18 protein-coding genes and 2 riboswitches are annotated in these 21409 nt (G+C 50.4%); of the genes, 14 read left to right on the top strand and 4 right to left on the bottom strand.

Going from position 1 to position 21409, the window contains the following annotated elements:
• Nucleotides 1-6 precede the first annotated feature (6 nt).
• On the top strand, nucleotides 7-3351 hold the full coding sequence (locus RAC89_RS06630; protein ID WP_306612566.1) for a glycoside hydrolase family 113 protein: 3345 nt from the start codon (nucleotides 7-9) through the stop codon (nucleotides 3349-3351).
• A gap of 28 nt (nucleotides 3352-3379) precedes the next feature.
• Nucleotides 3380-3473: riboswitch (cyclic di-GMP riboswitch) on the top strand.
• A 340-nt stretch (nucleotides 3474-3813) separates the two neighbouring features.
• Nucleotides 3814-4392 carry a hypothetical protein gene (locus tag RAC89_RS06625; protein WP_306612564.1) on the top strand — a complete coding sequence of 193 codons (579 nt, stop codon included), beginning with the start codon at nucleotides 3814-3816 and terminating at the stop codon, nucleotides 4390-4392.
• A 51-nt stretch (nucleotides 4393-4443) separates the two neighbouring features.
• Here the strand turns inward: RAC89_RS06625 and RAC89_RS06620 are convergent, their stop codons facing one another.
• The gene (locus RAC89_RS06620) at nucleotides 4444-4737 is read right to left on the bottom strand and encodes a hypothetical protein (RefSeq protein WP_306612563.1); all 294 of its coding nucleotides are present in this window, start codon (nucleotides 4735-4737) and stop codon (nucleotides 4444-4446) included.
• 219 nt (nucleotides 4738-4956) lie between these two features.
• On the opposite strand from RAC89_RS06620, the gene RAC89_RS06615 reads away from it, so the two are divergent.
• Entirely contained in the window at nucleotides 4957-5958 is a 1002-nt protein-coding gene (locus RAC89_RS06615; RefSeq protein ID WP_306616058.1) for an HRDC domain-containing protein, read from the top strand.
• A gap of 135 nt (nucleotides 5959-6093) precedes the next feature.
• On the top strand, nucleotides 6094-6468 hold the full coding sequence (locus RAC89_RS06610; protein ID WP_306612562.1) for a hypothetical protein: 375 nt from the start codon (nucleotides 6094-6096) through the stop codon (nucleotides 6466-6468).
• Between the two features lie 32 nt (nucleotides 6469-6500).
• Here RAC89_RS06610 and corA read toward each other — a convergent pair whose 3' ends face one another.
• A complete protein-coding gene (corA, locus tag RAC89_RS06605; RefSeq protein WP_284641335.1) occupies nucleotides 6501-7436 on the bottom strand; it encodes a magnesium/cobalt transporter CorA in 936 nt (311 codons plus the stop codon).
• Between the two features lie 458 nt (nucleotides 7437-7894).
• A riboswitch (SAM riboswitch) is annotated at nucleotides 7895-8046 on the top strand.
• Nucleotides 8047-8166: 120 nt separating this feature from the next.
• Here corA and metA point away from each other — a divergent pair.
• The 3 genes from metA to mqnC all read left to right on the top strand — a co-directional run bounded on the left by metA (nucleotide 8167) and on the right by mqnC (nucleotide 11537).
• Nucleotides 8167-9093 (top strand): homoserine O-acetyltransferase MetA, encoded by a 927-nt coding sequence (gene metA, locus RAC89_RS06600; RefSeq protein WP_306612561.1) that lies wholly within the window; start codon nucleotides 8167-8169, stop codon nucleotides 9091-9093.
• On the top strand, nucleotides 9090-10268 hold the full coding sequence (locus RAC89_RS06595; RefSeq protein ID WP_306612559.1) for an aminotransferase class I/II-fold pyridoxal phosphate-dependent enzyme: 1179 nt from the start codon (nucleotides 9090-9092) through the stop codon (nucleotides 10266-10268). Before metA ends, RAC89_RS06595 begins: the two co-directional genes overlap by 4 nt.
• A gap of 126 nt (nucleotides 10269-10394) precedes the next feature.
• Nucleotides 10395-11537 carry a cyclic dehypoxanthinyl futalosine synthase gene (gene mqnC, locus RAC89_RS06590; protein WP_306612557.1) on the top strand — a complete coding sequence of 381 codons (1143 nt, stop codon included), beginning with the start codon at nucleotides 10395-10397 and terminating at the stop codon, nucleotides 11535-11537.
• Nucleotides 11538-11571: 34 nt separating this feature from the next.
• On the opposite strand, the gene RAC89_RS06585 is transcribed toward mqnC, so the two are convergent.
• Nucleotides 11572-12699 (bottom strand): GGDEF domain-containing protein, encoded by a 1128-nt coding sequence (locus RAC89_RS06585; RefSeq protein WP_306612555.1) that lies wholly within the window; start codon nucleotides 12697-12699, stop codon nucleotides 11572-11574.
• A gap of 151 nt (nucleotides 12700-12850) precedes the next feature.
• Between RAC89_RS06585 and ytxC the strand changes: the two genes are divergently transcribed.
• The 5 genes from ytxC to RAC89_RS06560 all read left to right on the top strand — a co-directional run bounded on the left by ytxC (nucleotide 12851) and on the right by RAC89_RS06560 (nucleotide 17552).
• Entirely contained in the window at nucleotides 12851-13780 is a 930-nt protein-coding gene (gene ytxC / locus RAC89_RS06580; RefSeq protein ID WP_306612553.1) for a putative sporulation protein YtxC, read from the top strand.
• 316 nt (nucleotides 13781-14096) lie between these two features.
• Nucleotides 14097-16034, top strand: coding sequence for a threonine--tRNA ligase (gene thrS / locus RAC89_RS06575; protein ID WP_306612551.1), 1938 nt, complete (start codon nucleotides 14097-14099; stop codon nucleotides 16032-16034).
• A 140-nt stretch (nucleotides 16035-16174) separates the two neighbouring features.
• Entirely contained in the window at nucleotides 16175-16861 is a 687-nt protein-coding gene (locus tag RAC89_RS06570; RefSeq protein WP_306612550.1) for a 3D domain-containing protein, read from the top strand.
• Nucleotides 16862-16880: 19 nt separating this feature from the next.
• Nucleotides 16881-17003 carry a hypothetical protein gene (locus tag RAC89_RS06565; RefSeq protein WP_306612549.1) on the top strand — a complete coding sequence of 41 codons (123 nt, stop codon included), beginning with the start codon at nucleotides 16881-16883 and terminating at the stop codon, nucleotides 17001-17003.
• 207 nt (nucleotides 17004-17210) lie between these two features.
• Nucleotides 17211-17552: a hypothetical protein gene (locus RAC89_RS06560; RefSeq protein WP_306612548.1), complete on the top strand. Its 342-nt coding sequence runs from the start codon at nucleotides 17211-17213 to the stop codon at nucleotides 17550-17552.
• 148 nt (nucleotides 17553-17700) lie between these two features.
• Here the strand turns inward: RAC89_RS06560 and RAC89_RS06555 are convergent, their stop codons facing one another.
• Entirely contained in the window at nucleotides 17701-18996 is a 1296-nt protein-coding gene (locus RAC89_RS06555; RefSeq protein ID WP_306612547.1) for an ammonium transporter, read from the bottom strand.
• A gap of 221 nt (nucleotides 18997-19217) precedes the next feature.
• Here RAC89_RS06555 and RAC89_RS06550 point away from each other — a divergent pair, with 221 nt between their 5' ends.
• Both RAC89_RS06550 and RAC89_RS06545 read left to right on the top strand, forming a co-directional pair.
• A complete protein-coding gene (locus RAC89_RS06550; RefSeq protein ID WP_306612546.1) occupies nucleotides 19218-19631 on the top strand; it encodes a YugN-like family protein in 414 nt (137 codons plus the stop codon).
• A 136-nt stretch (nucleotides 19632-19767) separates the two neighbouring features.
• Nucleotides 19768-21321 carry a S1C family serine protease gene (locus tag RAC89_RS06545; protein ID WP_306612545.1) on the top strand — a complete coding sequence of 518 codons (1554 nt, stop codon included), beginning with the start codon at nucleotides 19768-19770 and terminating at the stop codon, nucleotides 21319-21321.
• Nucleotides 21322-21409: the final 88 nt, after the last annotated feature.

The raw sequence follows: 21409 nt of genomic DNA, 5'->3' as shown, positions 1-21409 counted from the left end.
ACAACAATGAAGCGGGCCTGGTTTGGATGGGTCGCCGGGTTTCTGTTATTGCTATCCGTATTGTCTATTCCAGTATTCGTTTGGGCTTTGCAGCCCTCTCATCTGCTGAATGTGGCAATATTGGACAAAACAGTCCCGGATACTACATTTCGTGAACATAAGGGCCTTATGTGGCTCTTAAATCACATGAAGTATGTGAAGCATGACAAAACGGCTTATACCGTGGAAAAAGATTATTATGGCTATGTTCCCGAGCCTGAAGGACATAGTATTCGGGAGCTTGATCTTTCGAACGATTACGATCTGCTTTATATTGCCGATACCTATGGCGTATATAAAGACGACATCTCAGGAGTGATTGAGCACGGTAATCGTTCGAACAAAATTTATGGAGGACTCCAAGCCTCTGACATCGACCAGGTGAAGAATGCCCTATTTAAAGGAACAACCCTGATTGCTGAATTCAACACCTTTGGGAGCCCCACGGACCCCGAAGCTAAGAAGGCGTTGTATGAAATTTTGGGCTTGCGCTGGTCAGGCTGGATCGGCCGGTTTTTTCCTGAGCTGTCCGGTGGCGGCGAGCTTCCAGAATGGGCCAAAAGCAATTATGAGCATCAAACCGGGACAAAGTGGTCCTTCGCTGGCCCCGGCTTTGTTTTTGTGAGCGAACAAGATCAAATCATCGTATTGGAAGAAGGGAAAGATACAGGGAAAAGCGGGAATGTATTCCGTTTAACGGAAGAAGGAGAAGCCTTTGTCGGTTCTTCGCTGAAGGCAAGATATAACTATTGGTTTGACGTAATCGAGCCCGAAGACAGTAAGGAAGTATTGGCTTATTATCAACTCGACGTTACGGATGCGGGAGAGGATAAGCTGCGGGAGCAAGGGCTGCCATCCACGTTCCCGGCCGTGATCCGGCATGACACCGGGATCTATCGAGCCTATTATTTCGCAGGTGATTATGCGGATAACAATGAGGTGCCCGGCTTCTACAAGGCTTCTTGGCTGGATAGTATATTTCGTGCGGTTTCTTGGGATTCGGGTAAAAGCGAGCAAAGCTTTTATTGGAGGGCTTACCTGCCGCTGATGAAACGGATTTTTAAGGAAGCAACCGATCTGCGGGAGCAGCCGAACGTCCCGAAGGAAAATACGTTTCCGGTTACAGCGGACGGCATCACGATTCCTGCTAAGGTAGGCGGGCAGTATCTGCAGTTATACAAAGATAATCGCTGGAACGACTTTTTGATCAAGGGTGTGAATCTGGGGATAGGTAAACCGGGTCACTTCCCGGGAGAAGCTGCTATTTCCAAGGCCGAATATATGCGTTGGTTCAAATATATCGGAGAAATGAAAGCCAATGTGATAAGGAATTATACGCTGCATCCTCCTGCCTTTTATGAAGCGCTGCTGGAATATAACCTCAAGGCGGAGGAGCCAATCTATCTGCTTCACGGTGTGTGGGTTAACGAAGAGAAGCTGGTTTCCTTGCAGGATGCTTATGCTGCGGAGCTTTCCGACGAGTATAAGAAGGAAATTCAGCTAACAGTTGATGTGATTCACGGGAACGCTAGTCTGCCCGCCAAGCCTGGGCATGCTTCGGGCGTGTATCGGGCGGATATTTCCAAATATGTACTTGGTTGGGTGCTGGGGATCGAATGGGATCCAGAGGTGGTAGTTGGAACCAATGAGAAGCACCGTGACATCGGGGACTTTAACGGCCGCTATTTCCAGACAGAGAAGGCTTCACCGTTCGAAGCCTGGCTGGCGGGAACGATGGATGAGGTCGTAGCTTATGAAACCGATAAGTATCATTGGCAGCGGCCGGTAAGCTTTACGAATTGGACGACGACGGATTTGCTGAATCATCCTTCCGAACCACTCTCAAAGGAAGATATGGTTTCGGTTGATCCCAATGTTATTAATCAGAAACCGTCATTCCAGGCCGGTTACTTCGCCTCCTATCATACTTACCCGTACTACCCTGATTTCATGAATTATGAAACGAAATATACGGATTATGTTGATTTCCGAGGGGTAAAGAACAGCTATTCCGGCTACTTGCATGATTTGAAGCAAGCGCATCGAATGCCCGTGCTCATTGCCGAGTTCGGAGTTCCCTCTTCAAGAGGAATGACGCATAGGAATGTTCACGGCTGGAATCAGGGGAAGCACAATGAGCAAGAGCAAGGAAATATTGCCGCTGGATTGTTTGAGGACATATATCATGAGGGCATGGCGGGAGGAATCGTGTTTACCTGGCAGGATGAGTGGTTCAAGCGCACATGGAATACTATGGATTTGGACAATCCGGACCGTCGTCCGTTTTGGGCCAATACCCAAACGAGCGAGCAAAGCTTTGGTCTCCTCACCTTTGACCCTTCCGAACCGAAAGCAGCGATTTATGAGGATGGGGATGTGAGTGATTGGACCCGAGCGGGAATTTCCCCGGTAGCAATGAAGCCGGCCGTTCCTGTAAAGGTCCTGGATAGTAACGACAAACAAAGGGAGATAAAGCAGCTATTCGTAACCAGTGATGCCGGCTATGTTCACTTCCGAATTGATTTTGGAGAAAATGGCGGTCCTTTGGATTGGTCCAAGACAGGGGCTATGATTTTGCTTGACACGATTCCCGGTCAAGGGCAGTATCGTATTCCGGGAGGAAGCGGGCTTACGACGGATGCGGGGATCGATTTCGTCATCGATTTGAAGGGGCCGAAGGAGTCCCGAATTTGGGTGGACAGCTACTATGATTCAACCTACTATCAGTATGGCCATCAATTGAAATTCATGCCTTTCCTTGATTATGCGTCTAAGAAGGATAATGGAGTCTTTCATAAAATGAAGCTGGTGCTGAACCGACCTTTAACGATTCCTAATGTACGCGGACAAACGCTTGAGCTTCCGTTAGAAACGTATGAAACCGGGTTTCTGCGATACGGTAATGCCAATCCGAAAAGTCCTGATTTCGATTCTATGACGGATGTGGCTTATCATGAGAATGGTCATGTGGTCGAGGTCCGTATTCCGTGGCAGCTGCTTAATGTGAAGGATCCCAGCCATCGTCAAATTATGGGGGATTTATGGGAGAAGGGGCTGCAAGGCAGTGAACAGGTAGATCATCTGAAAATGGCGGTTCTTTCCTACCGGCCTTTATCCCAGGGAAGCTCCGATACACCGGGTAGTCCTGATATCGCCTATTCCCTGCCGGGAATCTCTCAGGGTCAGTTAAAGGCAGAGGATATGTACAGGTATCAATGGGAGAAGTGGGAGACGCCAAAGTACCAGGAACGGTTAAAGAAGTCGTACTACATCATGAAGCAGCTATATGAAAAGGTAGCTTTGTCGAAGTGATTATCCTATAATAAAGATGAATAATAGCATTCCGTCAGGGCAAATCTATCGAAAGGTAGAGACGCAAAGCCACGGGTCTACAGCGGACTTAATAAGTCTGCCATGATAGCCGGGCTGCCGATTCTGGACCTGATAGGCGAATCGAAGGAGTGTCACCCTGTGTTTCCACGTCGACGACTGCCATATGCTGTTCTCTTGTCAATGGTAACCATAATTGCTTTCTTCTATGCTACACCTGGAGCGAGCGCTGATATGAAACCGCATGTTAAGGCAACATGGGTCTGGAATACATGGGACATTGTCCATAAACCTCAGGACCTGATATCCTTTGCTAGTAGCAAAGGAGTTCAAGAGCTTTATTTACAAGTGTCAAACGAAGTAGAGCTGCCTTTTTATAAAGCTTTTAATAACATGGCCTTAAAGCAGGGGATTCGTGTTTATGCGTTAGACGGGTCTCCCTCAATGGCTTTGGAGAGAGAGAGAACTCAGGTAAAGGCCTTCTTAAGCTGGGTTGCCGAATTTCAATCGAAGGCACAGGAATCAGAGAAGTTTAGTGGTGTCCATGTAGATATTGAACCGTACTTGCTCCCGGAGTGGCTGAGTGACCGGGATTCGGTTATACGGCAGTGGCAAAGCAGTATGGAGTTTATATGCAGATTTGCCAAACAGGAGCAGCTGCATGCAGGCGCGGACATGCCGTTCTGGTTTGATGAGATTCCAGTCCCTGGTCAGGACAGCTCATTAAGCAGCTGGATGATTAATCAGTTCGACTCCATCACGATTATGGCGTATCGCGACTCGGCGGAGCGGATCTTATCCGCATCCGAGCAAGAGCTGCAGGAAGCAGCCTTGCTTGGAAAACAGGTGATACTTGCGGTGGAGACCAACCCAAGCCGTGAGACGCCTTCGGTAACCTTTTATGAAGAAGGTAGACTGTACATGGAGGAGCAGCTCATGGCTGTTCAGCGGCTGGCAGACGAATACGCTTCCTTCGGAGGATTTGCCGTACATGATTATCATGGATGGAAATCATTAAAATAGTAAATATAAAAGAACGAGCACTGGGAGAATGCTTCCAGAGCTCGTTTTCTTTTAGTGCGGCTGATCATCCCCAGACGAATCGTGAGTGGGATGATCCCCGGGATACTCGCGGGACCTGCCCGCGTGAAACTCGCGGTCCTCGTAAGTGAAGCGATTGTTCGAACGCTGACTTTCTCTCCACGGAGTGCTTTTCCCTAAGGATTCCAACGGTAAAGAGGAGCCGTAGGGACCCTCCGGGAATTCCTCGGCGGTAAGATCGTTCCTTTGAGATTCTACGGTAGCCAGATCCGTATAAACGTGCTTATCTTCCTCAATGAAGCCGTCTTGACTGCGGTTTTCTTCCATTGGTGCAGGCCTCCTAAGCTTCTCGTTTTCTGGTAACAGTTTGTCCGGTAAAGGTCGAACCTATCCAAAATTGGTAGTTGCGAATCAGGATTTTCTATGTTAATATGGTAATAATTTCAAACCGAAAGAGGAAGCACCTCTTCTACGATTTCGTAGGAGAGGTGCTTTTTGCGTTTGGAAAATCTAAATTGCATTGAAGGGGGACTCATCTTGAATTTGATGTTTCTGAACAGCTTGGAGAAGAAGACAGAGGAGGAACGGGTAAGAACGGCCCAGGTATCGATCGGCGAGGCCCAGGGGACATGGTACGTGATGTGGAGTGATGTAAAGGAGGACGGGAGAGCCTCGCAGGAGTCCTGGTACGAGGGTATTCATTGGGATGAGATGCTGGCCGTGTTCCGCGAACGGATCCTGGAGAAGCAGCTGGAAGGGTTTATCCCTTTGCTGGAAATGGGTTCCGGTGATCTTACGGTGGACGGGAGGACCATGTACATTCAGCGTCTCCACTACTATAGCGAAGCGAATAGCAACGAGGAGCTTTACGACCAGCTTCGCCAATGGAGACTGAAGCAGGCCGGCAAAGAGGGGAAGGCGCCCTTCATCATCGCAACGAACCGGGTATTGAAGCTGATCAGCACCTTCGTTCCGAAAACGGAAGAGGAGCTGCTGCAGCTTCCGGGCATCGGGAAGAACAAGGCGGGGCTCTATGCGGCGGATATTTTGTCCATGACGGCGGAGCAGGAGCAGAAGCGTGCTTTCCCGCTGTCATGGGTAGCGGAAGAGGTCACGCAGGGGGAGTTCTTCGCATGGCTGCTGCAGGAGAAGGAGAGGAAGCGGAAGGCGGAGGCGGACAAGCAAGAGACCAAACGCAAGCTTCTCGAGGTGATTACGAAGGGGGAAAAGATCGATTCGCTCCAGGAGCAATCGCGCATTCAACGAAGGGATTTGCTGCTGTGGATTGAGGAGCTCGATCGAGAGGGCTATGATCTGGAGCCTTACATCGATAGGATGCTGAACGAGGTGCCGGAGAAGGAACGCGAAGCGGCTTGGCAGGCCTTCGAGCTGCAAGGGGATCGGTACCTGAAGCCAATATTGCAAGCGATGTACAAGCAGGAGGAGCTGTCGGCTAAGGATGCAGATCGGGTATACGAATGGCTTCGGCTATTGAGGCTGAAATTCCGCAGGACGAATGCTGCGACTACGGCAAGAGAGGCAGGGTAAGAGCAATAATGTAAAGGAAAGGTGGGGCTTCTGTCTGGAGCCCTCTCTTTTTCCGTGAAACAGCTGGAAATCTATTGAAGACGTGCAGGTACTGGAGTATCATGAAGCTAAGAGAGTCCAAGGAGGATACAGAACATGGAAGAAATCAAATCCATTCTGCAAGCCGTGCTAAAAAACCAGGAGATCACGAACGCCAAATTGGATGCATTATACACGCGAGTTGACACAATGGAGAACAGACTGGACGGTAGAATCGATACATTAGAAGGCAGAATCACTTCATTGGACAACAGAATGGATTCATTGGATAGTAGAATGGATTCATTGGACAGCAGGATGGATTCCTTGGAAAACCGGCTTGACCGCGTTCATCACAGCTTGCAGCTTCAGATCGATGAAGTGGCCCTCGACGTCAAGCATATTAAGCGGGGCATACGGATGCTTGAAACGGATCTTGATTCAACCATCGATCGGGTTCGCCGGATCGAGGATCAGCGCAGTATCGGTTAACCGCAGCAAACAACAAGAAAAAAGGATCGGCTCTACAGCCAATCCTTTTTGCGAAAATACCACAGCATGGTCAGTCCTACAACCACCATAAAGCATACGGCATATAAGCCGCCCAGCTCGGAATGGAGACCGGGGATGTAATCAAAGTTCATTCCATAAATGCCAGTGATGAAGGTCAACGGCATGAAGATCGTCGTCAGCGCCGTAAATACGCGCATAATTTCGTTGGCGCGGCTCGCAATACTGGACTGGTAAGCTTCTCGCAAGTTGCCCATCAAATCGCGGAACGTATCGAACGTTTCCGAGATTTTTACAGCATTCTCGTAAATATCGCCGAAGTACTTGCGAAGTGGCTCGCTGATCAGCCGCAAATCCTTGCGGTTCAGCGTGGCGATAACCTCTTTCTGAGGAATCAGCACCTTCTTTAACCACAAAATTTCACTTCGCAATCCGATAATCTCGTTCAGATGCGATTTCTTCGTGTGCATCAGAATATCCTCTTCCAGCTTCTCAATCTTCGCTTCGATCCGATCGCCGACATTGGTATAATTATCGACAACGAGATCCATCAGGTGATAGAGAAATTGGTCGGGCGAGGTAACTTCCTCTTCCCACAGAATTGGCTTCAACGCACGGATCTCATTGATTTTCTGGCGCGTAACCGTGATGATGTAATGCTTCCCCAAAAAGATGTTCAAGGCGCGAAGAAAAATCTCTTCGTCGTCAAAACGGATGCTGTTCATGACGATAAAATAGTGCGTGTCATAGAGCTCAATCTTCGGACGCTGCTCCTCCTCGGATAAGCAATCCTCAACAGCCAGCTCATGAAGGTGGAATAAGGGCTGAAGCAGCTCAAGGTCCTCGATATCGGCGTCGATCCAATAAAATCCCCGTTCGGGCGCCTCCATCGTTAAAGTGATATCCTCCACCAGTGTAAAAATGCCGTCCTGCACCAAGCGTGCTTTCATGGCGCTCTCCCCCTTGTACGAAGTGTTCCGTCAAGGCTTCGAGGCAGCAGCGGTCGGCTGTCGGCAAACTGGCGGACTACAGGCGTAGCATGTCAGCGGATGCCGAACGAACGTAACGCGAGTGGCCGCAACGTCCTTGACGGAATTGTATGCGGTTGTTACAAACAGAGATACTACTCCTCGGGTCTCCGTCCATTCGAAATACTGCACCCCTTTTACACGATTTGTCCAAGATACTTGTCTAGTATAAACCTTCATTTTTCACAATTCAAGGAGAAAACGGCAGGAGTTGCGTTGAAATCCTTGCCTTTTGCTTAGTATATGAGTGCTGAGGACGTTTGGTGCCGCATTATGGGGGCCTAAGGGGTGTAGGCGTCCCAATATCGATGCTTGACGAAGACCGTAATTTCGATTACATTAGTATTAACCCAAAACAATTGAATAGATTCGGTTTCAAACTCTTATCAAGAGCAGGTGGAGGGACTAGCCCGATGATACCCGGCAACCGACAATATCTTTGCGCACGATGACGACGACACGACGAAAAGGCAAAGAATTGCACGGTGCTAAATCTTGCGGAAGCGGTATGTAAGCTTCTGAGAGATGAGAGAGGACGATGTGATATATACAAAGGCCTCTTCTCGCCCGCGCGAAGACGGCCTTTTTTGGTGCTCCGCGGCAGGCGCAGGAAACGACGAATCCCAATCCTACATTCGAAGGAGTGAGCCTAATGCCTATTAAGATTCCTGATTTTTTACCGGCGAAAGAAGTGCTGATTAATGAGAATATTTTCGTGATGGATGAAAGCGTGGCCTTTCATCAGGACATTCGTCCTCTGCGCATCGCGATCCTGAATTTGATGCCGACGAAGGAAACGACCGAGACTCAGCTGCTGAGACTTATCGGCAATACTCCCCTTCAGGTCGAATTCGTGCTCCTGCACCCGAAAACGCACACCTCGAAAAATACGTCGCAGGAGCATTTGGCTCAATTCTACAAAACCTTCGAGGATGTCAAGCACGAGCGGATGGACGGGATGATTATTACCGGGGCTCCGGTAGAAACGCTTGATTTCGAGGACGTGTACTACTGGCAGGAGCTGCAGCAAATCATGGAATGGTCCCGCGAGAACGTAACCTCGACGCTGCATATTTGCTGGGCGGCCCAGGCCGGTTTGTATCACCACTTCAATGTTCCCAAGTATGCGCTGGATAAGAAGCTGTTCGGCGTGTTCCCTCATACAGTGAACCGCCCTAATGTGAAGCTGCTGCGCGGCTTCGACGAGTTGTTCTTAGCTCCACAGTCACGCCATACGGAAGTGCGGCGGGAGGATATCGAGCGTCACCCTGAGCTGGAGATTTTGTCCGAATCCGAAGAAGCCGGCGTTTATATTGCGGCGACGCGGGACGGGAAGCAGATCTTCATTACCGGCCATTCTGAATACGATGCGTGTACACTGAAGAATGAGTATGACCGCGATGTGAACAAAGGAATGCAGATTGATATCCCCCAAAATTATTACCCGAACGACGATCCTTCGAGACAGCCGTTGAATACTTGGCGGGCGCATGCGAACCTGTTGTTCTCCAACTGGCTGAATTATTATGTGTATCAGGAAACGCCGTTTGATCTTCACAAAGGAGAGTACGTTATATGAGTCATGAGAAGTGGAAAATCGAGAGCCGTCTCGCACAGATCGGCTCTCAAGAAGAGCCGGTGACAGGCGCGATCAGCTTTCCTGTCTACCAAGCGACGGCATTCCGCCATCCGAAGCTCGGACAGAGCACGGGCTTCGACTATGCCCGTACGAAAAGCCCGACGCGCAAGGTGCTTGAGGACGCCATCGCTCAGCTGGAATCCGGCGACGCCGGATTCGCCTGCAGCTCAGGCATGGCGGCATTACAGACGATTTTCGCCTTGTTCAGCCAAGGTGATCATTTGATCGTTTCGTTAGACCTTTATGGCGGTACCTACCGTTTGCTTGAGAAAATCATGTCCAGGTTCGGCGTGACCGCAACCTACGTGGATACGAATGATTTGGATGCACTTGAATCCGGCGTGCAGCCGAATACAAAGGCGGTATTGATCGAGACTCCGACCAATCCGCTGATGATGGTTACCGATCTCGAGCTGGTGTGCGGATGGGCGAAGAAGAAAAACATCCTTACTATCGTTGATAATACGCTTCTGACGCCTTTCTTTCAGCGTCCTCTGGAGCTCGGGGCCGACATCATCATCCATAGCGCGACCAAGTATTTGGGCGGACATAACGACGTGCTCGCCGGACTTATCGTGACCAAGGGTAAGGAGCTCTCCGAGCAAATGGCCTTCCTGCACAACTCGATCGGCGCCGTTCTGGGACCGCAGGACAGCTGGCTGCTGATGCGCGGGATGAAGACGCTGGCGCTTCGTATGGAGCGTCATCAGGAGAATGCAACGAAGATCGCCAACTTCCTGCAGAATCACCCGCAGGTAGAGTCTGTGTATTATCCTGCGTTGGAATCCCATCCGGGTCATGAAATCCAGAAGAAGCAGTCCTCCGGCAATACCGGGATCTTCTCTTTCAAAATGAAGGATGCGCGGTACATCGAACCGATCCTTAGGCACATCAAGCTCATCGCCTTCGCTGAGAGCTTGGGCGGAGTAGAGTCGCTAATGACGTATCCGGCGGTGCAGACTCACGCTGACATTCCGGAGGAAATTCGCCGCAAGGTCGGGGTAGACGACAAGCTGCTGCGATATTCCGTAGGGATCGAGCATGCTGACGATCTGATTGCCGACCTCTCCCGTGCCATTGATTTGGCTCAGGCTGAGCTTGAAGGGAATAAGTAAGGATCGCACGATCCATAAATGCCATAACCTACCGACCGCCTCGAGCCTCAGCGCTGGATGGCGGTCTTTTGATGTAGCCGTAAGGCTGCTTTTATGTTAGGATGGACTCATAAAGGAGTGAAGCGTATGCGTTCTATAGACCGCATTCTAGATCAGGCATTAGCAGGAAACCGCATCAGCGCAGAAGACTGCATGGAGCTCTACGAGTCGAACGAGATTGAGAAAATGGGCCATGTCGCCAATCAAATCATGCTGCGGTTTCATCCGGAACCCATTACGACGTTTGTCATTGGCCGGAATGTAAACTATACCAATATATGCGATGTGTATTGCCGGTTTTGCGCATTTTACCGCCCACCGGGCTCGGAGCAAGGATATGTTCTCCCGGATGAGGTTATTTTCCAGAAAATTCAGGAAACCATCGATGTAGGCGGTACGGAGATTCTGATGCAGGGCGGCACGAACCCGAACCTGCCTTTTAGCTATTATACAAACTTATTGCGTGAGATTAAGAAACGGTTTCCTCAGATTACGATGCATTCGTTCTCCCCTGCAGAGATCATGAAGATGAAGGATGTGTCGGACGGTCTCTCCTTGGAGGAGGTTGTTCGACAAATTCATGAAGCGGGTCTGGATTCCTTGCCGGGTGGGGGAGCAGAGATTCTCGATGATCGGACAAGACGTAAGATCAGCCGCTTAAAGGGGTCCTGGCGCGATTGGATGGACGTCATGCAGACGGCCCATCGCGTAGGAATGCATACTACCGGTACCATGGTCATCGGCTTCGGGGAGTCGAGCGAGGAGCGCGCACTGCACTTGCTGCGGATCCGGGATGCGCAGGATGAATGTGTAGCAAACGGCTGGCCGTCGGAAGGATTCAAAGCGTTTATCTCGTGGACCTTCCAGCCGGATAACACGAACATGAAGGCAGAGAAGCTGGGTGCTGAGGATTATTTGAAAAATGTGGCGATCAGCCGCATTATGATCGATAACATTCCGAACTTCCAGTCCTCCTGGGTGACCATGGGGCCTGAGGTCGGCAAGCAGTCCCTCCATTATGGATGCAACGATTTCGGATCCACTATGATTGAAGAAAATGTGGTATCCGCTGCGGGTACGACACATAAGGTGAATATCGAGAGCATTTTGCGCCTGATCAGAGAGGCCGGCAAAATTCCGGCACAGCGTAACACAAAGTATGATATTCTCCGCGTGTTTGACGACGAGCAAGCAACTCGTGTAGATAAAGATTTTATCATGCAAAACTAATTCACTACAAAATAAGCGCCGCATTTCCCAAAGGCTACTTCGTGGGAGATGGGCGCTTTTTGTGTTGATCCGATTCATTATAAACTACGGTTTGATTCCTGCCGTTACGCTTGGCTTCATACAAGGCCTCATCCGCTCCGATGAATAGTTCCTCTTTTCTGCAGCCCTGCTCGTAGGAATGAATGCCGATGCTGATGGTTACCGGCTGATAATCCAGCTCCGGATGCTTCATGAGCGCAATGGACTTTCGTATGTGCTCCGCCTGCTCTACAGCGGATTCCGGCGACGTGTCGGTGAACAAAACGGCAAATTCCTCCCCCCCATAACGGGCGGCAAAATCATTGGGCGAAACCATGTCCCGAAGGACGGAAGCCACACGCTTTAACACCGCATCCCCCGCACGATGTCCGTAGGTATCGTTCACCTTCTTGAATCGGTCGATGTCGAGAACCGCCAGGGTAAAGTCGAGGTGATGCTTTTCTCCATGCAGGATGAGCTCGTCCAGGTATTCATGAAAGGACATATGGTTGTATAACTCCGTCAACGCATCGGTCTTGGACAGCTTGTCCATCAGTATATTCTGAATACGAAGCTCCTGCTCGGAAGCAAGGGCGTTACGCAAAAATTTCAGCAGCTCGGCTCCGCGGCTTACAATCCCTAAGGCTACGGCTCCTCCTACGATCAATGCGCCAAGCATGGCAAGCAATTCATTTAATTGATAAATGCTGTACTGTGTCATTTGCCCCGCATAGAGGTAAATAAAGCTTAGCAGGCTGATAAGAAGCCCGAAAACGACTTTTCTGCGCTGAAAATAAAAAACGGAGACCATGATGGGCAGGTAAAGCGTAGTCAGCAGAGGACTAGTCAAAGGAAAAGAAATGATCAGGTTGACAGCAAGCAGCGCTGCACCGAAGAGGACAATGTAGTCTTGCCATGGCTTAAGGAATGCGTGGAGCGCTTCCACCAGCAGTAGGCTTGCGCAAATCCGAAGGGTATTCACGGAGATGATAGGTACGATATCGGAGGATGACCCTTGCAGCCAGACCACCGCATCGAAGATCGCCGTTAGTAGAACGGATAAGCCAACAATGCCCCAAAAGCCGGTAAGAAGTCTGCGATTCCACCGGGGCAGATGGACGTTCTGCAGCAAATCAAACGACATATACCATTTCACTCCATTAATTACAGGTACTGTAAAAATGTGTTGACTTTCATTTATTTACTATACCATGGTCCCTTGTTGTTTGTATATATGCTTCTACCTGACCATATACTTTAAAGGAGAGTGAAGGGTCGAAAAGGAGTGATTGGACTTGAAGCTGTTTACGGTAACATTAATGAAAAGCCCGGAAGAACTTGCAGAAAAGCTTGTCATGGCCATTCAACGATCCGACTATTATGTACATAATAAGGCGAAGCTCGATCTGTCCGTGCGACGCGGTGACGGCTTTTTTTCCATCGACTTATATGGACTTCTGCCGCATTTTACTCTAAATGCCGAGGTTCATAGCCTATATCATGATACGGCGGAGCTGCTGGCCGATTATATTCTGGATGAAGCGGAAGCGGATCTCCTTCATATGCTGATCCGCAGGGAGTTCGACTACGATCAGGAGGAGGATATCCGGTCCATCATGGATTATTGTCTTCAAATGCTGGACGGCTCGGAGGAGACCGACGAACCGATGTCCGGCCAGAAGGCCCGGCAGAGACGCAGACACAAGATCGTGCTTGAGCTGGAGGACTATTTGCAGCAAAATACGGAGCTCCATTTGGAGGGCTTCCTTCGCTTCCGCCTAGGCTCTTACCTTGACGAGCTGAGGGATGTCGTGGAATATGCTGTGGATGAGTATGTGATGGATCGCCAATATCAAGAGTTCATCTCGCTGCTCAAATATTTCGTCTATATCCAGGAAGCGAAAATTCCGTTCGTACATTTGATTCATAAGGGCGGAAATGAGTTTATGCTGCTGAACGACCGTATGGAGCAAATCGATACCGACGACGCGGAAGCAACGGTGACGATGGAGATGCTCGAAAAGGATATGAATTTCGAGGATATGATCGTGAGTACGCTGATCACAGTCTCTCCGGGACAGGTGTACATTCATACGCGAGAGCCTGACGTTCAGGTGATCAAAACGATCAAGCAAATTTTTGAGAACCGGGTCGAAATTTGCAGCTACTGCCGTCTGTGCCACCAGCTTGACCGAACGACGGCGGCTGAATATAATAAAGGATAAAGCGGACATCAAAGTCACACTTTACTGAAACGAACGATCCAGAGAGAGGGGACTCGGCTGCAAGCTCCTTGCGCGACGACGGTGAAGTACCCCTTTGTAGCTGCAGCTTGGAACCTTGCATCCTGCCCGGATGCAAGCAGTATAAGCCGCCGAATCATTCCCGTTACCGAATGTCTAGAGGATTCGTGATCGTCGTAAGAGGATATTCCCTTCGGATGCGGATCGAATTAGGGTGGAACCACGAGCTAAGCGCACTCGTCCCTTTGAGGATGATGCGCTTTTTTATATTTTACAGCATGCAGGAGGTAAGGAAGTTATGGCTATCAAGGTAACATTCCCCGATGGTGCCGTTCGCGAGTACGAGCAAGGCATCACAGTGGAGGAAATTGCAGGCTCTATCAGCCCGGGTCTTCGGAAAAATGCGGTTGTCGGCAAGGTAAACGGTAAGATGGTGGATCTGAGCACACCGCTTGAGCAGGATGCGGGACTCGAGATCGTAACGCTGGACAGCCAGGACGGCCTGGAGGTTTATCGTCACAGCACAGCACACTTGCTGGCTCAGGCGATTAAGCGTATTTACGGCGAGAAAAATGTGAAGCTCGGCATCGGTCCCGTCATCGAAGACGGCTTCTATTACGATATTGATATGGAATCCTCTCTGACTCCGGATGACCTGGTTCGGATCGAGAAGGAAATGGAGCGCATTGTAGGCGAAAACCTGCCGATTCGCCGCCGTGAGGTAAGCCGCGAGGAAGCAATCCGCATCTTCACGGAGCTGGAGGATCCGCTCAAGCTGGAGCTGATTCGTGATCTGCCAGAGGATTCCGTCATTACGATCTATGATCAAGGCGAATTTTTCGACCTGTGCCGCGGCCCGCATTTGCCTTCTACCGGACGAATCAAAGCCTTTAAGCTTCTGAGCGTGGCCGGTGCTTACTGGCGCGGAGATTCGAAGAACAAAATGCTGCAGCGTATTTACGGCACCGCCTTCCCGAAAAAAGCGGATTTGGACGAGCATCTGCATCTGCTGGAAGAGGCTAAGAAGCGCGACCATCGCAAGCTCGGCAAGGAGCTGAAGGTGTTCACCTTCGCCAACGAGGTGGGACAAGGCCTCCCGATATGGCTGCCGCACGGCGCCAAAATCCGCCGGACAATGGAACGTTACATCGTCGATCTGGAGGAGCGTCTCGGCTATCAGCACGTGTACACACCGGTTCTGGCGAATGTGGAGCTGTATAAGACAAGCGGACACTGGGAGCATTACCAAGAGGACATGTTCCCCAAAATGGTCATGGATAACGAGGAGCTTGTTCTCCGCCCGATGAACTGCCCTCACCATATGATGGTATATAAGAGCGAAATGCGCAGCTATCGCGATCTTCCGGTCCGTGTAGCCGAGCTAGGCACGATGCACCGTTACGAGATGTCAGGCGCTCTGACCGGTCTCCATCGTGTGCGCGCCATGACGCTGAACGATGCCCATATTTTCTGCCGTCCGGACCAGATCAAGGAAGAGTTCGCTCGCGTTGTCAATTTGATTCGTCAAGTATACGAAGACTTTGGAATCAAAGAATATCGCTTCCGTCTGTCTTACCGTGATCCCAAGGACACCGAGAAGTATTTCCAGAACGACGAAATGTGGGAAATGTCCCAGCGCATGCTGAAAGAAGTGGTAGAGGAGCTCGGTCTTCCTTATTTCGAGGCGGAAGGCGAGGCGGCATTCTATGGTCCGAAGCTGGACGTACAAATCAAGACCGCGCTGAAAAAAGAAGAGACCCTCTCGACGGCGCAGCTCGACTTCTTGCTGCCGGAGCGCTTCCAGCTGGAGTATGTAGGCCAGGACGGTCAAAAGCATCGCCCGGTTGTCATTCACCGCGGCATCATTTCGACAATGGAACGTATGACGGCCTTCCTGCTTGAGAACTTTGCGGGCTCCTTGCCGACTTGGCTGTCGCCGGTTCAAGCGAAAATTTTGCCGGTTTCCACAGCGTTCGACGCTTATGCGAAGGAAGTGACGGAACAGCTGCAGCAGGCGGGTATTCGTGTAGAGGCCGATCTTCGCAATGAGAAGCTGGGTTATAAAATCCGTGAAGCGCAACTGGAGAAAATCCCGTACATGCTTGTCGTGGGCGAGAATGAAGCCAGCTCGAAGAGTGCATCCGTTAGGAAACGGGGGCAGGGCGACTTAGGCGTCCAGCCGCTGGATGAAGTTATCGGCTTGATCAGCGAGGATATCCGATCGAAGCAAGTATAATTGTATTTAGAGGCTGTGTCCGAGAGGTACCTGGGACACAGCCTCTTTTTGCCGTTCATGGATGAACATGGGTTTATGCGTATAATCCCCTCCCTACTTGGAAAACCTGAAAGACATAAGGGGAGGTTACAAACCAACTTATGTTATCCAATACGGCAAGCCATGCAAAATGGATCTGTCTAGTTACTGTCATTCTTACTGCGTTCGTGTGGTTCGAACAGGAGCGTCCTTCTTTGGCCGGCCAGGGGGCACCGAATGCTGCACCGCCTGTGGAAGGCACATTGGTACCGAATGCTGCCGCTGTTGCCAGCAGCAAGCCGGAAACGAAGCCGGAGGCCCCGGCAGCGCCAGTCTCCACACAGAAAGCCAGAAGCTATAAGCTGTTCCCGAATACGAATCAGGACCTGTCCCGTTATTCCTCGATTGAGGTAGTAGCGACCGGCTATTATGCAGGGAAAGAATCCACGGGGAAAAATCCCGGACACCCGGAATATGGACTGACAAGATCCGGTCTTCGCGTACTGCGCGATGAATATGCTTTCTCTACGATTGCGGCTGACCCCGCTGTGTTCCCTATCGGTACCGTACTGTATATTCCCGGTTACGGCTATGGAGTCGTTGCGGATACCGGAAGTGCGGTAAAAGGGAATCGCATTGATCTTTATTTCGAGACGAAGGATCAAGTATATAAAGAATGGGGAAAGAAAACCCTCAACGTTTATGTGGTCAAAAGAGGCTCCGGAAAACTGACCGAAGCAGTCTGGTCTGAACTGAAGAGGGATACATTTGCTAACATACCGTCTGACAAGCCCGCTAATACTAAGTAACATGCGGGAGGTGAGAAGGATGGCAAAAAACAAAAACAAGAATAATAAAAAAATCGATACGGAGTTTGCCGAAGAGGTTTTTGCGGAGAAGGTAGCCGAGCCAAACGCAAGGAAAGCCCAAGGCAGCGGGTGTGAGAGATAAACTATAAGAATAGCTGACATAAAAACGGAGAAATAAGAGCTTCCTGTCCTTTGAAGGATGATGAAGCTCTTATTTCTTCATTTCCGAACAAAAATGGATGTTTTCAAGCCGAATGTTTTGGTGTAATATATAAGTATTGTGATAAATGTTAACATCAAAGGGTGATGTTTCGTGCTGAACGCTATAATAACAGGGAGTACAAAGCCGGTGACACATCGGAAAGCGGCGGAGGTTTACCCTTTTCTGGAGACGTTTATCGCCAGAAAAGAGGAGCAAATCGTTGAAATGGAGCAATTGATCGAGCGTTATGAGAAAAAACGGCAAATGGAAGAGCGTAGCTACCAGTCCATGTCAGGTTTACGCAGGATGTTTGCCGGGAAAAAGCCGGATCACCATTTGGCGGTTGAGTATATTCATTATGTTAAGCGCCCGATGGAGCAAATTCGCCAATTACGTTTGGAAGTGGAGAACGCACGGTCGATATTGCAGAGCAGCAAGCCTACGGATCTTGTGACGATTAGTGATGAATTGGCCAAAGAGATGATATAAAGGCTAGAAGCTATAGAGGTTGAATCCTAAGGTGTATGCATGCCAAGGAAGCAGCCTCCTTTTTATGTTATGCCGCTTCGGCAGCTTGCCCGGGAACGGGTCCTTGTCCAGTTAAAATAAGCCCCGCAGGCTGCCTGCGGGGCTTTGGTTATCTCTCTATTTTTAACCGATCCAGCTCGATGAAATCATGCTCCTGACTGTAGGCGGGTACGCCGTGGATCCCGACGTCAAGTCCGACCAGCTCTTCGTCGCGGCTGACACGGATCGCAATCAGCTTGCCGATCACCTTCATAGCCAGCCAGCTCAAGGCGAAGCCCCAGAGACTTACGGTTACAAGTCCTAACGCTTGGATGCCGAGCAGGCTCCAACCGCCGCCATAGAAGAGGCCGTGATAGCCTTGCCCCACACCTTCGATCAGCTCCGGCTTAGCGAACAATCCAACGGCCAACGTGCCGATACTTCCGCTTACACCGTGAACGGCAAAGGCGCCGACCGGATCGTCGATTCGCTTGGATTCAAGAAACTCGGTGGCGAACACCATGGCGATGCCGCATACTGCGCCGACCAGAATAGCGGCAGCGTCACTAACGAAAGCGCAGCCCGCCGTAATTCCGACGAGTCCGGCAAGCGACCCGTTGATGACCATTGGCGGATCCGCTTTACGGTAACGGATCATGGTGAACAAGATGCATGCGGCACAGCCCGAAGCGGCGGCTAGCATCGTCGTTACGGCAATATGGCCAATGTTTCCGTTTGTTGCGCTCAGCGTGCTGCCGGAGTTGAAGCCGAACCATCCGAACCAAAGGATGAAAGCGCCAACAGAGGCGAGCGGTAAATTGGAAGGGGGGACAATATTGGGAGTGCCGTTCTCGCTGAACTTACCGATACGCGGGCCCACCAGGATCGCCGCAGCCAGAGCGGAGAAGCCGCCAAGCGCGTGAATGACGGCAGAACCAGCGAAATCGACCATACCGAGGCTGCCCAGCCAGCCGCCGGCACTCCATACCCAGTGTCCTGCGATGGGATAGATGAGGCCCGTCATTGCAATCGTAAACAAAATATAGGCGTGAAAATTGATTCTTTCGGCTACGGCACCCGAAACGATGGAAATGACAGCAATGACAAAGGCGCATTGAAACAGCCAATACGTGTCATGAGAGATGGAGAGATCGATATGTGTAAGATCTCCTCCCATCAAAAAGCCTGTAGTTCCGATCAAACCGCCGGCATCCTTTCCATACATAAGGGCGAAACCGAAGAAGAAAAAGATGAGAGCCCCGAATGCAATATCGACAAAAACCTTCATGATGATGCTGACCGCGTTTTTTTGTCTGACGAATCCAGCCTCCAGCAAGGCAAAGCCGCCTTCCATCAGCAGAATCATCGCAGCGGTAAGGACAACCCAAATGGTATCCAGACCGCTGGCGAGAGTGGCTAAATCCATGAAGCTCATCTCCTTAAAAAACGTACAATAGATTGAACTGACGCCCCTCATTATACGGTTCTGATGATAATTATGTCAACGAATTACGTAAGAATTAATAACATCAAATGATGGTAGTTCGTTGTGATCCTCGGCATAGTTGACATCGGCATAATTTTCCCCCAATCCGATCAATCTAATGAGTAGGAAACGAATAGAAAAAGCAGCGGAGGCGAACCGACATGATCCCGATCAACTCGAGCATCGAGAATACGCAAGAGCCTTTTGATAAAATAAGAAATTACTTACATTCGTTTGAATTTGTGCTGGGCGGTAATTGGGATTACGAGCATGGCTATTTCGACAGATACTTGGATGAGGGGCATAAGGTATGGCTGCGGATCCCGTTCGAGGTGACGCACGGACGCTTGGAAGGCGATACGGATGCAACCGACGCCGTGATTCGAGTCGGCACGCCTTTTGTTCTGAAGCACGTATATAATGAAGGTCTCGATAAGGAAGCCCAAATACGCACTTATGGAGCTCTCGTTGATCAGTTCCAAGAGCCGGTGGATAAGGATGCTCCAGTAGATGATAAATGGGTTCAGCAGGCAAAGGACATGTTACAGGAAGTGGAGCGCAGCTGGCTTCATTAATTTTGCTAAGGTTTTACCTCCATTTTATTTAATTTTAAGGTTGCTTTAAGGTTGCGGATGCATGATAAAGTCAAGAATAAAAACTACATCATCCTACATCTTACAATGCTTGAAGATATGAATGGAGGTTTTCTCTATGGACGACAACAACAAAAGAGACTATAGCGATTTTTTCCGCACGCCGGGCGAAGAATCGAACAATAAAGAGCAGCAGTCCGGCATCAGGAAGGACAGCGAAGAGCGTGAGTCGTATTACTACTCCTACGGACCTTACAAGTCGCAGGAGCCCGTATCCGAGGAGCAGGCAGGCGCAACGCCGGTAGAGGTGACACCGCCTAAGCCGCTCCGCTCGATGAGCTTCACATCCTCCGACGAGGGGGCGCCACGTACGCCATCCGCTAACGGCAATATGGGGAATTGGCAGTTCGGCCAGCCGAAGAAATCGTCCCGCTTTAAGAGCGCCTTCACCGCTTTCCTTGCAGGGGCCGTCGTCGTTGGCGGTCTGATGTTTGCAGCCGATACAACGAACCTGTTTACAGGCACCAAGGGTGTCATGGCAGGCAACGGCAGCTCGAGCAGTTCGGGCTCCGGCAAGCTGGTGAATGACGGCGGTGTTACTTCCACGAATTTGGATCTTGGAAGACCGAACAATATTTCGCAGATGGTGCAGCAAGCCAGCCCCGCTGTCGTGAAGATTGAAACCAAGGTTAAGTCCAAGAGCACCGGCCGCAGCAGCAATCCGCTCTTCGACGATCCGTTCTTCCGTCAATTTTTCGGAGATGACTTCTTCGGCGGCAACCGTCAGCAGCAGCCCAATAACAACGATCAGCTGCAGCCAGGCGGGATGGGAACCGGTTTTATTTTCGAAAAATCCGGCTATATCTTGACCAATGAGCATGTCATCGAGGGTGCGGATGAAATTTGGGTGACGGTGCAGGGCTATGATAAGCCGTTCAAAGCAACGCTGCTCGGCAACAGCTACGATCTTGACCTTGCCGCACTCAAGATTGAAGGCGAGAAGGAATTCCCGACGCTTCCGCTCGGCAATGCGAACGATCTCAATGTAGGAGATTGGGTCGTGGCAATCGGTAACCCTTATGGCTTCGACCATACGGTAACCGTAGGTGTGCTCAGCGCAAAGGAACGTCCGATCTCGATTCCGGATCAGAAGGGTACTAGAAACTATCAGCATTTGCTTCAAACGGACGCTTCGATCAACCCGGGGAACTCCGGCGGTCCTCTGCTGAACACAAATGGCGAGGTGATCGGGATCAACGTTGCGGTGAGCGCACAGGCGCAAGGTATCGGCTTCGCGATTCCGACAAGCACGGTATCCGCGGTTCTTGATAACCTGAAGAACAACGTGAAGATTCCGAAGGAGCCGATCCCGTACATCGGCGTACAGCTGGCCAACATTGATAAGGAATGGGTTGCGGAGCTGAAGCTGGACAACACTGACGGCGCCATCATTTCGCAGGTCGAGCGCAGAAGTCCGGCATTCCAGGCGGGTCTGAGACCATATGACGTCGTCACAGAGGTGAACGGAACTAAGGTGAAGACGTCCGAGGAGCTTTCCAGCAGCATTAAGAAGCTGAAGGTCGGTGACAAGGTCACTTTAACCGTGATCCGCAATGGTCAGAAGATGCCGATAGATGTTATCATCGGCGACCGGAACGCCGAACAGAAGTAACGATTGCCATAAAGGGGCAGAGTGCGCAGGGGTAAGCGCCTCTGCCTTTTTTGCCTGACGGATTCGGTTTGGATACAATGAGGGTAAG

The organism is Paenibacillus sp. GD4 (assembly GCF_030846225.1).
GTDB classification, from domain to species: domain Bacteria; phylum Bacillota; class Bacilli; order Paenibacillales; family NBRC-103111; genus Paenibacillus_G; species Paenibacillus_G silviterrae.
This window is presented reverse-complemented; position numbering and strand designations above follow the sequence as displayed.

Excerpts from the sequence above, each read along its gene's own strand:
- RAC89_RS06630 (WP_306612566.1), top strand. The coding sequence starts at position 7 with ATGAAGCGGGCCTGGTTTGGATGGGTCGCCGGGTTTCTGTTATTGCTA.
- thrS (WP_306612551.1), top strand. The coding sequence starts at position 14,097 with ATGGCTATCAAGGTAACATTCCCCGATGGTGCCGTTCGCGAGTACGAG.
- RAC89_RS06595 (WP_306612559.1), top strand. The coding sequence starts at position 9,090 with ATGAGTCATGAGAAGTGGAAAATCGAGAGCCGTCTCGCACAGATCGGC.
- mqnC (WP_306612557.1), top strand. The coding sequence starts at position 10,395 with ATGCGTTCTATAGACCGCATTCTAGATCAGGCATTAGCAGGAAACCGC.
- metA (WP_306612561.1), top strand. The coding sequence starts at position 8,167 with ATGCCTATTAAGATTCCTGATTTTTTACCGGCGAAAGAAGTGCTGATT.
- RAC89_RS06545 (WP_306612545.1), top strand. The coding sequence starts at position 19,768 with ATGGACGACAACAACAAAAGAGACTATAGCGATTTTTTCCGCACGCCG.
- RAC89_RS06550 (WP_306612546.1), top strand. The coding sequence starts at position 19,218 with ATGATCCCGATCAACTCGAGCATCGAGAATACGCAAGAGCCTTTTGAT.
- RAC89_RS06615 (WP_306616058.1), top strand. The coding sequence starts at position 4,957 with ATGTTTCTGAACAGCTTGGAGAAGAAGACAGAGGAGGAACGGGTAAGA.
- RAC89_RS06555 (WP_306612547.1), bottom strand. The coding sequence starts at position 18,996 with ATGGATTTAGCCACTCTCGCCAGCGGTCTGGATACCATTTGGGTTGTC.
- corA (WP_284641335.1), bottom strand. The coding sequence starts at position 7,436 with ATGAAAGCACGCTTGGTGCAGGACGGCATTTTTACACTGGTGGAGGAT.
- RAC89_RS06585 (WP_306612555.1), bottom strand. The coding sequence starts at position 12,699 with ATGTCGTTTGATTTGCTGCAGAACGTCCATCTGCCCCGGTGGAATCGC.
- RAC89_RS06610 (WP_306612562.1), top strand. The coding sequence starts at position 6,094 with ATGGAAGAAATCAAATCCATTCTGCAAGCCGTGCTAAAAAACCAGGAG.
- RAC89_RS06620 (WP_306612563.1), bottom strand. The coding sequence starts at position 4,737 with ATGGAAGAAAACCGCAGTCAAGACGGCTTCATTGAGGAAGATAAGCAC.
- RAC89_RS06625 (WP_306612564.1), top strand. The coding sequence starts at position 3,814 with ATGGCTTTGGAGAGAGAGAGAACTCAGGTAAAGGCCTTCTTAAGCTGG.
- RAC89_RS06565 (WP_306612549.1), top strand. The coding sequence starts at position 16,881 with ATGGCAAAAAACAAAAACAAGAATAATAAAAAAATCGATACGGAGTTT.
- RAC89_RS06570 (WP_306612550.1), top strand. The coding sequence starts at position 16,175 with ATGTTATCCAATACGGCAAGCCATGCAAAATGGATCTGTCTAGTTACT.